The 13,451-nt window shown below is 68.8% G+C and carries 14 protein-coding genes; 8 read left to right on the top strand and 6 right to left on the bottom strand.

The genetic code is table 11. The annotated features are described in order from the left end of the window. Window position 1: 1 nt before the first annotated feature. From WBG06_RS04245 to WBG06_RS04230, 4 genes are all read right to left on the bottom strand, one after another. Window positions 2–859, bottom strand: coding sequence for a fructosamine kinase family protein (locus WBG06_RS04245; protein WP_336735269.1), 858 nt, complete (start codon window positions 857–859; stop codon window positions 2–4). Beyond that, a complete protein-coding gene (locus WBG06_RS04240; RefSeq protein ID WP_336735268.1) occupies window positions 856–1,329 on the bottom strand; it encodes a low molecular weight protein-tyrosine-phosphatase in 474 nt (157 codons plus the stop codon). Before WBG06_RS04240 ends, WBG06_RS04245 begins: the two co-directional genes overlap by 4 nt. 54 nt (window positions 1,330–1,383) lie before the next feature. Then, window positions 1,384–1,773, bottom strand: a complete 390-nt coding sequence (locus WBG06_RS04235; RefSeq protein WP_336735267.1) for a phage holin family protein — start codon at window positions 1,771–1,773, stop codon at window positions 1,384–1,386. A gap of 63 nt (window positions 1,774–1,836) precedes the next feature. Then, entirely contained in the window at window positions 1,837–2,508 is a 672-nt protein-coding gene (locus WBG06_RS04230; RefSeq protein WP_336735266.1) for a GntR family transcriptional regulator, read from the bottom strand. Between the two features lie 134 nt (window positions 2,509–2,642). Here WBG06_RS04230 and WBG06_RS04225 point away from each other — a divergent pair, with 134 nt between their 5' ends. From WBG06_RS04225 to WBG06_RS04210, 4 genes are all read left to right on the top strand, one after another. Continuing rightward, window positions 2,643–3,533, top strand: coding sequence for a dimethylarginine dimethylaminohydrolase family protein (locus WBG06_RS04225; RefSeq protein ID WP_336735265.1), 891 nt, complete (start codon window positions 2,643–2,645; stop codon window positions 3,531–3,533). Between the two features lie 23 nt (window positions 3,534–3,556). Next, complete coding sequence (gene hisC, locus WBG06_RS04220; protein WP_336735264.1) at window positions 3,557–4,651, top strand: histidinol-phosphate transaminase; 1,095 nt, start codon at window positions 3,557–3,559, stop codon at window positions 4,649–4,651. A 108-nt stretch (window positions 4,652–4,759) separates the two neighbouring features. Beyond that, the gene (locus WBG06_RS04215; RefSeq protein WP_336735263.1) at window positions 4,760–5,254 is read left to right on the top strand and encodes a hypothetical protein; all 495 of its coding nucleotides are present in this window, start codon (window positions 4,760–4,762) and stop codon (window positions 5,252–5,254) included. 29 nt (window positions 5,255–5,283) lie between these two features. Continuing rightward, window positions 5,284–6,249, top strand: a complete 966-nt coding sequence (locus tag WBG06_RS04210; RefSeq protein WP_336735262.1) for a glutathione S-transferase family protein — start codon at window positions 5,284–5,286, stop codon at window positions 6,247–6,249. Window positions 6,250–6,263: 14 nt separating this feature from the next. On the opposite strand, the gene WBG06_RS04205 is transcribed toward WBG06_RS04210, so the two are convergent. Together WBG06_RS04205 and WBG06_RS04200 are read right to left on the bottom strand one after the other, a co-directional pair. Next, window positions 6,264–6,881 (bottom strand): hypothetical protein, encoded by a 618-nt coding sequence (locus WBG06_RS04205; protein WP_336735261.1) that lies wholly within the window; start codon window positions 6,879–6,881, stop codon window positions 6,264–6,266. 83 nt (window positions 6,882–6,964) lie between these two features. Continuing rightward, complete coding sequence (locus WBG06_RS04200; protein ID WP_336735260.1) at window positions 6,965–8,059, bottom strand: DUF2855 family protein; 1,095 nt, start codon at window positions 8,057–8,059, stop codon at window positions 6,965–6,967. Between the two features lie 220 nt (window positions 8,060–8,279). On the opposite strand from WBG06_RS04200, the gene pdhA reads away from it, so the two are divergent. The 4 genes from pdhA to WBG06_RS04180 all read left to right on the top strand — a co-directional run bounded on the left by pdhA (window position 8,280) and on the right by WBG06_RS04180 (window position 13,367). Further along, on the top strand, window positions 8,280–9,416 hold the full coding sequence (gene pdhA / locus WBG06_RS04195) for a pyruvate dehydrogenase (acetyl-transferring) E1 component subunit alpha (RefSeq protein ID WP_336735259.1): 1,137 nt from the start codon (window positions 8,280–8,282) through the stop codon (window positions 9,414–9,416). Then, on the top strand, window positions 9,413–10,387 hold the full coding sequence (locus WBG06_RS04190) for an alpha-ketoacid dehydrogenase subunit beta (protein ID WP_336735258.1): 975 nt from the start codon (window positions 9,413–9,415) through the stop codon (window positions 10,385–10,387). The genes pdhA and WBG06_RS04190 overlap by 4 nt, the downstream gene beginning before the upstream one ends. Further along, a complete protein-coding gene (locus tag WBG06_RS04185; RefSeq protein ID WP_336735257.1) occupies window positions 10,381–11,655 on the top strand; it encodes a dihydrolipoamide acetyltransferase family protein in 1,275 nt (424 codons plus the stop codon). The genes WBG06_RS04190 and WBG06_RS04185 overlap by 7 nt, the downstream gene beginning before the upstream one ends. A 113-nt stretch (window positions 11,656–11,768) precedes the next feature. After that, entirely contained in the window at window positions 11,769–13,367 is a 1,599-nt protein-coding gene (locus tag WBG06_RS04180) for a calcium-binding protein (RefSeq protein ID WP_336735256.1), read from the top strand. Window positions 13,368–13,451 lie beyond the last annotated feature (84 nt).

Below are 13,451 nucleotides of genomic sequence, written 5' to 3'. Positions count from 1 at the left end.
GTCAGAGGTAGCGGGCGGCCGCAGCGGCGGCGCGGGAGCCGTAGCTGCCACCGAACATCGCCGCATGCACGAGCAGCGGGAAGAGCTGGTGGAGTGGCTGGCGGTCCTCCCAGCCTTCTGCGAGCGGGGTCGCGTCCTCGTAGGCGGCCATCACCCGCTCCAGGTGCGGGAGGCCGAAGAGCGCGAGCATGGCGAGGTCGACCTCACGGTGACCGGCGTACGCGGCGGGGTCGATGAGCCACGCCTCGCTGCTCCGGTCCCAGAGCACGTTGCCGTTCCAGAGGTCGCCGTGGAGCAGGGCCGGCGACTCCTCGGGGATCAGCGAGGTCAGCTTGCCGACGACCTGCTCGATGCTCTGGGCGCCGACGGCGTCGATGGCGCCACGGTCCCGGGCGGCCTTGAGGTAGGGGAGCAGGCGGCGTACGGCATAGAACTCGGCCCAGGTGTCGGCCGGCTTGTTGGGCATCGGCAGTCGCCCGATGAACCCGTCCTTGTCGGCACCGAACCCCGCGACCGGAGTGCTGTGCAGGCCTGCGAGCGCACGGCCGAGCTCCTCGGCGCTCTCGGCGTTGGGCCGGCCGGGGTCGATCCAGCGCAGCACCAGGCAGTCGGGCTCGGCGGCGAGGACCTCGGGGACCTTCACGGCTCCCGACCCCTCCAGCCAGCGCAGCCCTCGGGCCTCGGCGGCGACGAAGTCGTCACGGACGGGGGAGAGCGCCTTCATCAGCACCAGCGAGCCGTCGCTGAGCCGGATCTTGGTAGCGGTCGAGATGTCACCGCCGGCGACCGGAGACGTGCTCACCACCGCCGCGCCGAGCAGCTGTTCGGCACGACGGGCGACCGCTGGCTGACGGGTCACGATCCGGGCCCCGACGCGGCCGGGTTGACCAGTGGGGACGCGACGATCGCATCACTCGTACGCTCCACCATCGCCAGCACCTCCCGGAATCCCTCAGCACCACCGTAATAGGGATCCGGCACGTCCCCGGGGCCTTCGGGATCGAAATCACGAAACATCCGCAGCCGACTCTCCGGCGCCTGACCAGCCAGATCGGCCAGGTTGTCGGCATCCATGGCGAGCACGAGATCGTACGTCTCGGGGTCGCCGACCGGCCACTGCCGGGCACGGTGTCGCTCGGGGTCGTAGCTCGCCTCGCGCAACGTCGCGGCCGCGCGCCGGTCCATCTTCTCACCGGCGTGCCAACCACCGGTGCCGGCCGAGACCAGCTCCACGTCGTCGAGCCCGGCACTGTCGAGACGGTCGCGTAGCACCACCTCCGCCATCGGGGAACGGCAGATGTTGCCCAGGCAGACGACCGCGATCTTCATGGACCGAGTTTTACATTTCGGCCAAGAATGCGGGCGGGATGCCGCTTGTTCGGGTCAGTCCCGGGCGTCGGGCCAGGCCAGATCGAGGAACCAGTTCATGATCGAGATGACGATGCCGCCGAGCACGGCAGCCCAGAAACCGTCGACGTGGAAGCCGACGTCATCGGGGAGGATCCAGGCGGTCAGGCCGAGCATCGCCGCGTTGATCACCAGCAGAAGCAGGCCCAGGGTGAGCAGGATGAACGGGAGCGTCAGGATCGTCAGGATCGGCTTGACGAAGAACGAGACGATGCCGAGCACGAAGGCGACGAGCAGCAGCGGGAGGATCTTCTCCTTGATCTCGGCCACGCCGCTGGTGGCACCGTCGAAGTAGATCCCGTCGACGAGCCAGGTTGCCACGGCCAGAGCGATGGCGTTGGTGAGGAGCCAGGTCACGATGCGCATGTCGATGAGTGTCGCAGGCTCAGCCCCTCAGCGTAAGGAGGTCGGGTGACCGGTGTGGCGGGGTCACTTCTCCAGACGCAACGCGATGCAGATGGAGTGGGCCGCGTCGGAGAGATGGTTCTGCAGGAACCGCTCGGCATCGTCGATGCGGTCGGCGTCCAGGAGGCGGACCAGGGCGGCATGGTCCTCGGCCTGGTCGTGAGCGTTGCGCCGGATGCGGTCGACCTGGGCGAGGGCGAGCTTGAGCTCGAGGACCAGCTGCTCCTGCATCGCGACCAGGCGTGGTGATCCGGTGAGGGCGACGAGGGAGAGATGGAAGGCGAGGTGGCGCTCGTTGAGCTCTCGGTAGGTCGAGCGCTCCGAGTGCACCGCCGAGATGTAGGCATCGAGGGACTCGTGCACGTCTCGGCGGGCCTCGTCCGAGGCCTCCTGCCAGTTGCGCACCCCGGCGCCCTCGAGCACCCAGCGGGCGGCGCAGACGTCGCGGACCGAGGCGGCCTCGGGGGTGGCGACGGCGACCCCTTTGTTGGGGGCGCGGGTCGCCAGGCCCTCGGCGACCAGGATGGTCAGCGCCTCGCGGACCGTGGAGCGGCCGACGCCCAGCGACTCGGCGAGGCCGTGCTCGCGCAGCGGGGTGCCGGACTCCAGCTCGCCCTCGAACACCGCCCGCCGGAGCTCGTCGGCGACACGGTCGACCGTCGATGCGGGTTCGTCCAGGGTGAGCGACTCGAACATGGACCCATTGTCCTATCTCCGTCGGCTTCCGGTGATGACCGTTCGTGCTCTAACCTAACGGCACAGGATTGTCTGACAATCAGTCAATCAGGCAATCGGACGATCTGAATCGATCAGACTTGAGAGGGGTACGAGTGAGCACTTCGCTGGCCTGGGGCCGTCACTACCTGATGACCGAGCCGACGCACTACCGCATCGACTACGCCATCAACCCGTTCATGGACACCGAGATCCAGCCGGATCCGGTCCGTGCTCGCGCGCAGTGGGACACCCTCAAGGCGACCATCGAGGAGCTCGGCGGCCGCGTCGACGTCATCGCGCCGCGCGAGGACAGCCCCGACATGGTCTACGCGATGAACCTCGGCTTCGCGGCCACGCTGGCCGACGGCCGGCATCACGTGCTCCTCTCCCATATGCGCTTCCCCGAGCGCCGCAACGAGACCCGCTCCGCGGTCGAGTGGTTCGCCGCGAACGGCTGGAGCACGGCGTACGTCGGCAAGGACGGTGTCGGGCCGACCTTCGAGGCGGGCGACGTCTTCCCGTTCGCCGGCTATCTGATCGCCGGCACCGGCCCGCGCACGGACGAGATGGCGCTCAAGACCCTGGCGACGGAGATGGGGGTGCGGGTGATGGGCGTGCGGACAACCCACTCCGGGATGTACCACCTCGACCTCGCCTTCTGCCCGCTCGACGAGCGCCGCGCGATCGTCTGCCCGGACGCGCTCGCGCCGGAGTCGGCGCAGGCCCTTCTCGACCTGGTCCCCGAGCCGCTGGTGATCACCGAGGAGGAGGCGCTCAGCACCTTCGCCGCCAACTCGATCGTGATCGGCCGCACCATCGTGATGCCGTCCTGCCCGGACCGCATCCGGCCGATCCTGGAGGGCTGGGGCTTCACCGTCCGGATCGTCGACATGAGCGAGCTCCACCTCGGCGGCGGGTCCGTCCGGTGCGTCACCAACCCGCTCGACATCGTGGTCGGCCGCGACGTCCCCGTGGTTTACGGCGGCGAGGTCATCCCCACGTAGGGCACGGCCTAGGATCTCACGATATGAGCACCCCACAGCCCCGTCCCAGTGTCGCCGCCATGCCTGCGTACGTCGCGGGCAAGCCGCCGGTAGAGCGGCCCGGCCTGGTCACCTACAAGCTCTCCTCCAACGAGAACCCCTACCCGCCGCTCGACGGGGTCGTGGAGATCGCGGCCGAGGCGGCCGGGCGGGTCAACCGTTACCCCGACGCGGGCAGCACCGAGCTCTACGACGCGCTCGCGAAGGCCTACGGGGTGCCGGCGGAGGAGCTCGCGCTCTCGACGGGTGCTGTGGCGCTCATCTTCCAGCTGGTCTCGGCCTACTGCGGGCCCGAGGACGAGGTCGTCTTCGCCTGGCGCAGCTTCGAGGCCTACCCGATCGCGGTGCTCGCAGCCGGTGCGACCGCGGTCAAGGTGCCCGTCACGGCGGGTGGCGCCCATGACCTCGACGCGATGGCCGCGGCCATCACGGAGCGTACGAAGGTCGTCTTCGTCTGCACCCCCAACAACCCCACCGGCACCTCGGTCACCCAGGCCGAGCTCGACGCCTTCCTCGCGAAGGTGCCCGAGCACGTGCTGGTCGTGGTCGACGAGGCCTACGCCGAGTTCGTACGCATGGACGACGCCGTCGACGGCGTCGCCACCTACCGGGCTCGGCACAACGTGGTCGTGCTGCGCACCTTCTCCAAGGCCTACGGCCTGGCCGGCTTCCGGGTCGGCTACGCCTTCGCGCCCGCGCCGATCGCCGCCACCCTGCGGGCGATGGCGCTGCCGTTCGGCGTCAACGTGGTCGCTCAGGCGGCGGGCGTCGCCTCGCTCGAGCGGCAGGCCGAGCTGCTGGCGCGCGTCGACGACCTGGTGGCCGAGCGCACCCGGGTGGTCGAGGGCATCCGCGCCGCGGGCTGGGACATCCCCGACGCCCAGGGCAACTTCGTCTGGTTCGCCTTCGAGTCGGCGGAGCGCTGTGCCGAGTTCGCGGCGGCGGCCGACGAGGTCGGCCTGATGGTCCGCCCCTACCCGCCCGAGGGCGTACGCGTCTCGATCGGCGAGGCCGAGGCCAACACCCGCCTCATCGAGCTGGCCGGAACCTACGCGGCCGCGCAGGGCCAGAAGGCCTGAGGTCGCCCGGTTTCCGAGCGCACGGGCCCGCGGCCCGCTATGTTTCCGGCTTGACGGTCTCGGCCGATGTGACCCCTGATCAGCAGGAGTGAAGTTACGGTGTTGCTCGTGCCTGTACTTGATCCAGGGGGCCATCCGCAGCGGGCCAGCATCGTGACCCGCGGCAGCCGCTGGCGTCGCGGGGTACGCATCTCCGGAGTGCTGGTGGTGGTCGCGGGTCTCGTCGGGCTGTCGCTGTGGCTGTTGGCGCGCGGCTCGGGACCGGCCGAGGTCAGCCGTGAGTTCATGGAGACCACCTCGGTCGCGACCCTCTACGAGCTCGCCTCGGACGAGGGTGACGAGCTGCTCGACGGCGGTGGCGCCCGCGCGATGAGAGACGCAGCCGAGGGGAAACGGACCTACGCCGACCCCAACCCGCGGGCGGTGAACCGGACCATGATCTTCGGCGAGCCCGAGGTGGACGGTGATGCCGCCCGCGTCACCGTCGCCGTCTCCTACACCGCCGAGGACGGCCCGGTCCCGGACGAGTCGATGGTCGTCGTCCTCGTCCGCGAGGACGGCGAGTGGCGCGTCGGGAGCTGGGGGATGGCCGGAGACGGCTGAGGATCGACCTCGCCCCGTATGGTGGACGCATGGGGGAGAAGGCGACCTACGTCCAGCCCGGCAACGAGTTCAGCCGGGACATGAACTACATCCCGGACCGGATCACCCGGGACGCGCGGACGCCGGAGTTCGGTCCGGTCGACGTGCCCCTGTGGCCGGTCGAGCCGGGCCGCTACCGGCTGGTCGCGGCCGCCGCCTGCCCGTGGGCCAACCGCGCGATCATCGTGCGCAACCTGCTCGGGCTCCAGAACGTCATCTCCCTCGGTCTCGCCGGTCCGACCCATGACGCCCGGTCGTGGACCTTCGACCTCGACCCCGGTGGCGTCGACCCGGTGCTCGGGATCGAGCGCCTGCAGCAGGCCTACTTCAAGCGCTACCCGGACTATCCGCGCGGCATCACGGTGCCGGCGATCGTCGAGGAGTCCTCCGGCAAGGTCGTCACCAACGACTTCCCGTGGATCACCCACGACTTCTTCCACGAGTGGAGCGACTTCTTCGCCGACGATGCCCCCGACCTGTGGCCGCGTGAGCTCCGCGAGGAGATGGACGAGGTCAACAAGCGGGTCTTCACCGAGGTCAACAACGGCGTCTACCGGTGCGGCTTCGCCGGCTCCCAGGAGGCGTACGACGAGGCGTACTCACGTCTTTTCACCGCGCTGGACTGGCTCGAGGAGCGGCTCTCCGGGCAGCGCTATCTGGTCGGCGACCAGCTCACCGAGTCCGACATCCGGCTCTTCACGACACTGGCCCGCTTCGACGCGGTCTACCACGGGCACTTCAAGTGCAACCGGCAGAAGCTCGTCGAGCTGCCCGCGCTGTGGGCCTACGCGCGTGACCTCTACCAGACCCCGGGGATCGGCGAGACGCTCGACTTCGACCAGATCAAGCAGCACTACTACATCGTCCACACCGACCTGAATCCCACGCAGATCGTGCCCGCCGGCCCCGACCTCTCCGGCTGGGACGAGCCGCACGGGCGTGAGTCGCTCGGCTGAAAGAAAATTCTCTTTCAGCCGGCGTAGTAGCTGGTGTGCTGGGCCTGCCGCTGACGCTGTCTCTCGGCGCCGACCGCGCTGAAGTACGCCGACGAAGGCCGCACCCACAGCAGCACCAGGATCGCGATCACCAGCAGCGGGTCCACGATCGCGAGCGCCGTGCTGGCGGCCGACGTCGGCATGCTGGCGCCGCCGAGAGCGGCGTTGCCGGCGATGTTGGTCAGGCTCGACATGCTCCCGGCGAGGGAGAGCCCGCCGAAGACGGTGCCGGTGACGCGCGCCCAGTTGCGACCCTTCCCGTTCATGACCGCCATCCAGATCCACAGCCCGAGGGTGATCAGCCCGAAGAGGGCACCGCCGACCTGGATGATCGGGACGAGCACGTCCGCTACCTCCTGGGCGTCGAGGACGGCCGGGTCGTACGTCGGCTGCTTCTCCATCTCTGACACCATCAGCGCCCGCATCTCGGTCGTGTCCGTGGTGAAGAGGAAGACCGACGAGAGGACCGTGAGCAGCCCTCCGATCCACATCCCGTAGACCGCGTACGTCACCGTCTTCGGCCGTTCGATCGGCGCCGCCGCGGGGGCGGTGGGCGAGGGGTGGGGCTGGTGGTAGCCGTAAGGGTCGGACATCGTTCGCCTCTGCTCGTCGGGGCCGCGACTCTAGCGGTGCCTGGGGAGGCCCCACCACCGAATTGAGGGGCCCGATGTGGCGATCACTCGGCGTTGGGGCTGAAGATGTGACCGGCTGCGGGGTCGGTCGATCCGTCGTGGAAGCCGGCGATGACGGTGGCCGCGTCCTCGAGGCCGGTGTGCTCGATCAGCTCGATGGCCGGCCGCTCCGGGCGTCCGACGTGCTCCAGGAAGTCACGCTCGGCGCGCTGATAGCGCTGCATGAACGTACGTGACTGGCCCTCGGCCTTGTAGGCATCGAGCTGGAGGGCCGCGAAGAAGAAGACCGGAGCCGGCCCGACGAGGCTGGCATCCTCCTCGGGGAACCCGTCGGCCTGGGTCGACCCCACGAGGCAGTCGAAGGCGAGCCGGTCGCCGAAGTGCTCGTGGACCCGGCGGCGTAGAGCGGGGTCTCCGGACAGGTCGACGTAGACCGTCCGCTTGGTCGCGTCGAGGGAGGTCAGATCGGTGTATTCGTGGGCGGTGGCGTAGTGGCCGAGGCCGTTCACGAAGTCGATGTTGCGCGCCGAGGTGAGCGCGATCTTCGGCGCCTGTGAGTCGGCGAGGCAGTAGGCCGTGCCGTACGCCGTCTTGCTCGACGCGCTCGAGATCACGAACTGCTCGGCGTCGAAGAAGTCGCGGTCGCGCAGGTAGTCGGCGGCGGTGTAGGAGGTGATGAACAGGGGACGGTAGATCGCGATGAGGCTGTCGTGCCGGGGGTCGGCTTCCTGCGGTTGGAGCTCGTAGAGGTTGTAGACCTCGGGTGTCCCGGTGCGATGTCCGGCGCCGTCGACGAAGCTGCGGGAGGTGACCTTGGTGGGCCGCATCTTCAGGTGGGTCGCGATGGGGAAGTAGCCGAAGACCCGCGTCCCGACCGGGACGTCGGAGGCCTTCGAGTCGATGATCTCGGCATACCCCCACGCCGGCATGCAGCCGTACCCGGTCCGCGTGGCCGGGAACAGATTCCAGTAGCCCAGGGCGTCGCCGTAGACCGCGTAGGTCATGTTGTTCGTCGTCAGGGCGAAGCGTTCGATCCGGGCCAGCACCTCACCGTCGTCGAGCTGTGGTGTCGGGATGCCGACCAGCTCGGCCACTCCGAGGTCGCTCTTGAGCGACTCCACCAGGAAACATCGGGTCATGGGTTCCTCATCTCCTCGAGCCCGGGCGATCGGCTTCCAGAGAACTTACTAAGCGCTTGCTTAGTTGTCTACCGTTGCGAGCAAAGAGTCTTCGCCTTCGCTCCGGCCCCATCCTTCACACGGGGCGAGTACCGTGTGGCTATGCCGATGTGCCACGGATCACAAGTCTGTGATCGGCGTAGCCAGCGGTGGCAACCCCACCCCGTGTGAAGGAAGTGTGATGACTGAGTTTCTGGATCCGAGTCCCAGCCACACCGACATGGTGCAGCTGCTGAACCCCGAGGGAGAACGGGTCTCGCACCCGGACTTCGAGTTCTCACCCGACCGACCCGAGGACGAGGCCGTGCGCGGCTTCTATCGCGACATGGTGCTGACGAGACGGCTCGACGTCGAGGCGACCGCGCTGCAGCGCCACGGCGAGCTGGGCCTGTGGGCGCAGCTGTTGGGGCAGGAGGCGGCGCAGATCGGCGCGGCCCGCGCGCTGGCGCCCCAGGACTTCGTCTTCCCGACCTACCGCGAGCACGGCGTGGCCTGGTGCCGTGACGTCGACCCGATGCAGCTGCTCGGGCTCTTCCGGGGCACCGACCAGGGTGGCTGGGACCCCGACGAGCACAACTTCGGGCTCTACACGATCGTCATCGGCGCCCAGACGCTGCACGCGACCGGCTACGCGATGGGCGTCCAGATGGACGGCCTCGTCGGCACCGGCGACCCGACCCGCGACACCGCCGTCGTGGCCCACTTCGGCGACGGGGCGTCCTCGCAGGGCGACGTCAACGAGGCGATGGTCTTCGCCGCTTCCTACAACGCTCCGGTCGTCTTCTTCTGCCAGAACAACCAGTGGGCGATCTCTGAGCCGGTCGAGCAGATGGTCAAGGTGCCGCTCTACAAGCGCGCCCAGGGCTTCGGCTTCCCCGGCATCCGCGTGGACGGCAACGACGTGCTGGCGACGTACGAGGTGATGAAGTCGGCGCTCAAACGGGCCCGTGAGGGTGGCGGGCCGACGATGATCGAGGCCTACACCTACCGGATGGGTGCCCACACGACCACCGACGACCCGACTCGCTACCGGCTCTCCGACGAGGTCCAGGCCTGGAAGCTCAAGGACCCGATCGCCCGGGTGGAGGCCTATCTGCGCCGCGGTGGTGGCGCCTCGACCTCCTTCTTCAGCAAGGTCGAGGCGGAGGCCGACGAGCTCGGCGAACGCTTGCGTGCCGGGATCCACGACCTGCCCGAGCCTGATCCCGTACGCCTCTTCGACAACGTCTACACCGAGCTGCCGCCGGAGCTGGCCGAGCAGCGTGACGGCTACGCGGCCTACCTCGCCTCCTTCGACCTCGAGGGGGCCTCGCGATGAAGATGACGCTGGCGAAGGCGCTCAACGCGGGGTTGCGGCGGGCGATGGAGGACGACGACAAGGTCGTCCTGATGGGCGAGGACATCGGCCGGCTCGGTGGTGTCTTCCGGATCACCGACGGGCTGCAGAAGGACTTCGGCGAGGCCCGCGTCGTCGACACGCCCTTGGCGGAGTCGGGCATCGTCGGCACGGCGGTCGGTCTCGCGCTGCGGGGCTATCGGCCGGTGGTGGAGATCCAGTTCGACGGGTTCGTCTATCCGGCCTACGACCAGATCGTGTCGCAGGTGGCCAAGCTCCACTATCGAAGCGGTGGACGGGTGGCGATGCCGATGGTCATCCGGATCCCGTTCGGTGGAGGTATCGGCGCCGTCGAGCACCACAGCGAGTCGCCGGAGGCGCAGTTCGCGCACACGCCCGGGCTCAAGGTGGTGGCCTGCTCGGACCCGGTCGACGCCTACTGGATGATCCAGCAGGCGATCGCCCACCCGGACCCGGTCATCTTCTTGGAACCCAAGCGGCTCTACCACTCGACCAAGGCCGAGATCGACCTCGAGGCGACCCCTGGCCCGCTGTTCGCCTCGCGGGTGACGCGGACGGGTTCCGACGTCACCGTGCTGGCCTACGGGCCGACCGTGAAGACCGCCCTGACCGCCGCGGAGGCGGCTGCGGGGGAGGGCAAGTCGGTCGAGGTGATCGACCTGCGCACGCTCTCGCCGCTGGACATGGCTCCGGTGTTCGAGTCGGTGCGGCGTACGGGCCGTGCCGTCGTCGTCCACGAGGCGCACGTCAACCTCGGCCTCGGCGCCGAGCTGGCCGCTCGCATCACCGAGACCTGCTTCCACTCGCTCGAGGCGCCGGTGCTCCGGGTGGGCGGGTTCGACACGCCCTATCCGCCGGCCCGGGCGGAAGAGTATTTCCTTCCCGACCTCGACCGGATCCTCGATGCCGTCGACAGGAGCCTCGCATGGTGAACGAGTTCAAGCTGCCCGATGTCGGCGAGGGCCTCACCGAGGCCGAGATCGTCGAGTGGCACGTCGCCGTCGGCGACGTCATCAAGGTCAACGACCCCGTCTGCGACATCGAGACCGCCAAGTCCGTCGTCGAGCTCCCCTCGCCCTACGCCGGGGTGGTCCAGGAGCTCCTCGTCGAGGTCGGCACCGAGGTCCAGGTCGGCACCCCCATCATCCGCATCGGTGACCCCGTCGAGGCGTCAGCCCCGTCGCCCGAGGCGTCAGCTCCGCCGGCCGAGACGTCAGCCCCAGAGCAGGAGGCCGAGCAACCGCTCACGCTGGTCGGCTACGGCTCCAAGGAAGACGCAGTCGTACGCCGCAACCGCACCGTCGCCGCGCCAGCCGCCGCCGCGGGCACGGGCGTGCTCGCCAAGCCGACCGCCCGCAAGCTCGCGCGGGACCTGGGCGTCGACCTGGCGACCGTGACCCCGGAGCGCGACGACGGCGTGATCACCACGGCTGACCTGGAGGCCCTGACGAACGCTCCGGCGTCGTCGCCAGCCCCAGCCGCGTCGATCGGCGGCGAGCGGCGCGAGCCGATCAAGGGCCTGCGCAAGCAGATGGGCCAGGCGATGGTCGACTCGGCGTTCACGCTGCCCCACGTGACCATCTGGACGTCGGTCGACGTGACCCGCACGTCCGAGCTGGTCGCCACCCTCAAGGCCGACCGCGACTTCGCCGGGGTCCGGGTCAGCCCGCTGCTGATCGTGGCCAAGGCGACGCTGCTGGCGATGCGGCGTACCCCGATCATCAACTCCTGGTGGGACGAGGCCGCCCAGGAGATCGTGTTCAAGGAGTACGTCAACCTCGGCATCGCCGCGGCCACCCCCAGGGGCCTGCAGGTGCCGAACGTGAAGGGTGCCGACCGGATGTCCCTGGTCGAGCTCGGGTCCGCGATCAGCGAGCTGACCGATGTCGCCCGCACCGGGAAGACCCCGCCGGCCGACCAGACCGGCGGGACGTTCACGATCACCAACATCGGCCCGTTCGGCATCGACGGCGGCGCCCCGATCATCAACCCGGGCGAGTCCGCGATCCTCTCCGTCGGCGCGATCAAGCGTCAGCCGTGGATCGTCGGCACCGATGACGACGAGCGCATCGAGCCCCGCGACGTCGCCACCCTGGCGCTCAGCTTCGACCACCGCCACATCGACGGCGAGGCGGGCTCCCGCTTCCTCGCCGATGTGGCCCGGATCGTCGGTGACCCGAGCACGGCACTGTTGTTCTGACCCGATCGACAATCGCCCCACAGAACGCCAATTCGCTACCGCGACGGGTATCGGATCTGGAACGATCCTCAGGCCCGCGCTGACGCGGGCCTGAGATCTTCTGGAGGCAGGGAATGGTGCTCCTGACGGGGCGCACGCTGCTCGCCGGGATCGTCGCGACGGCCGCCTCGGCGACCGTACTCGTGGCGAGTCCCGCGGGCGCGGCGACAACATCCACCGGCGTACGCTGCACGATCGTCGGTACGTCCGGCGGCGATGTCCTGCGCGGCACGTCGCGCCGCGACGTCATCTGCGGTCGCGGTGGCGGCGACATCATCTACGCCAAGGGCGGCGACGACCTGATCGATGCCGGGTCGGGCGGAGATCACGTCTACGCCAGCTACGGCGCCGACCGGGTGCTCGGCGGGAGCGGCGAGGACTGGATCCACGGTGGCGGCGGCGCGGACAGCCTCAACGGAGGCACCGGCCAGGACAACATCTGGGGCGAGGACGGCAGTGACGTCATCTCCGGTGGCGACCATTTCGACGTGATCTCCGGCGGCGCAGGGGCGGACCGGATCTACGGGGGCGCCGCCGGCGACAGCATCAGCGGTGGAACGAGCGGAGACACCATCTCCGGAGGCACCGGAAGCGACTCCCTCAACGGAGGCGATGGCAACGACTCGATCTCCGGCGGAGACGGCAACGACCGGCTCTCCGGTAGCAATGGCGACGACCAGCTCCATGGCAACAACCACCTGGACACCGTCAACGGTGGTCCCGGCCACGACCGGCTCTGGGGCGAGAGCGGTGCCGACACCCTCAACGGTGGCGACGGCAACGACAAGCTGTCCGGTGGGACCGGGTTGGACGATGTCCACGGCAACGCCGGCACCAACACCTGCTACTACGACGTCTACGACATCCTGAGCGGGTGTGGCTACGACAAGGCCCCGCCGAGCATCATGTCCGTCTCGGCCACCCCGTCGACCGTGGACAGCACCGCCTCGGACGCGAAGGTCAGGGTGCGGGTGCATGCGACGGACGACCTCAGCGGCGTCAAACGTATCCAGGGCCATTTCGTGGCCTCGTCCGTCAACGGCTCCATCTACATGCCGACGATGTCGCTAGTGTCCGGCGGCACCCGAGACGGATGGTGGGAGTACATCCTCACCGTTCCTCGGTGGACGCCGGCCGGGCCCATGGAACTGCAGCTCTGGGTCACCGATCGTCACGGGCGCGAGGTCGGGCTCACTCGCGACATCGTGACCGTCACGAACACCGATCCTGACTCCGATGCACCTACCGTGAGCATCTCAGCGCTCACGCCGACGAGCCTGGATGTCAGGACGGCGTCGAAGACGGTCAAGGTGTCAGCTCGGGTCCGTGATGCGAAGTCAGGAGTTGAGAGTGTCGGCATCTGCCTTACGCGGGCCGGTACGACGCCGTCCGAGCCGTTCTTCGTCGGCGTGGCCTGTGAAGAGTTGGTGACGCGTACGTCAGGGACAATTCGAGATGGAGTCTGGTCCACCTATCTCACGATTCCGAAGGGTTCGGTCGGCGGTGTCTACAACGTCAACGTCTACGTCGAGGACCGCATCGGCAACGTCGCGGATTGGATGGGCCCGGAGGAGTACACACAGTTCATGAACAGCGGAGCGAGCTGGCCCGTCGAGGTGTACGAGCTCGATGCTGCGTTGAGCCGGCTCCAGGTGCTGGGCGCCGCGAGCTAGGTCCGACCTGCCGACACTTCAGCAACGCCGGTCGAGTGGGCACCTCGGTGCCCACTCGACCGGCGTACGTGACTTCTCGGCCGG

It is taken from the genome of Nocardioides sp. CCNWLW239 (genome assembly GCF_037137035.1).
Lineage (GTDB): Bacteria > Actinomycetota > Actinomycetes > Propionibacteriales > Nocardioidaceae > Nocardioides.
Note: the sequence above shows the minus strand (reverse complement) of the source record. Positions and strands in the feature narration are given on the sequence as shown.

Excerpts from the sequence above, each read along its gene's own strand:
- WBG06_RS04190 (WP_336735258.1), top strand. The coding sequence starts at position 9,413 with ATGAAGATGACGCTGGCGAAGGCGCTCAACGCGGGGTTGCGGCGGGCG.
- WBG06_RS04180 (WP_336735256.1), top strand. The coding sequence starts at position 11,769 with ATGGTGCTCCTGACGGGGCGCACGCTGCTCGCCGGGATCGTCGCGACG.
- WBG06_RS04200 (WP_336735260.1), bottom strand. The coding sequence starts at position 8,059 with ATGACCCGATGTTTCCTGGTGGAGTCGCTCAAGAGCGACCTCGGAGTG.
- hisC (WP_336735264.1), top strand. The coding sequence starts at position 3,557 with ATGAGCACCCCACAGCCCCGTCCCAGTGTCGCCGCCATGCCTGCGTAC.
- pdhA (WP_336735259.1), top strand. The coding sequence starts at position 8,280 with ATGACTGAGTTTCTGGATCCGAGTCCCAGCCACACCGACATGGTGCAG.
- WBG06_RS04230 (WP_336735266.1), bottom strand. The coding sequence starts at position 2,508 with ATGTTCGAGTCGCTCACCCTGGACGAACCCGCATCGACGGTCGACCGT.
- WBG06_RS04235 (WP_336735267.1), bottom strand. The coding sequence starts at position 1,773 with ATGCGCATCGTGACCTGGCTCCTCACCAACGCCATCGCTCTGGCCGTG.
- WBG06_RS04205 (WP_336735261.1), bottom strand. The coding sequence starts at position 6,881 with ATGTCCGACCCTTACGGCTACCACCAGCCCCACCCCTCGCCCACCGCC.
- WBG06_RS04185 (WP_336735257.1), top strand. The coding sequence starts at position 10,381 with ATGGTGAACGAGTTCAAGCTGCCCGATGTCGGCGAGGGCCTCACCGAG.
- WBG06_RS04240 (WP_336735268.1), bottom strand. The coding sequence starts at position 1,329 with ATGAAGATCGCGGTCGTCTGCCTGGGCAACATCTGCCGTTCCCCGATG.
- WBG06_RS04210 (WP_336735262.1), top strand. The coding sequence starts at position 5,284 with ATGGGGGAGAAGGCGACCTACGTCCAGCCCGGCAACGAGTTCAGCCGG.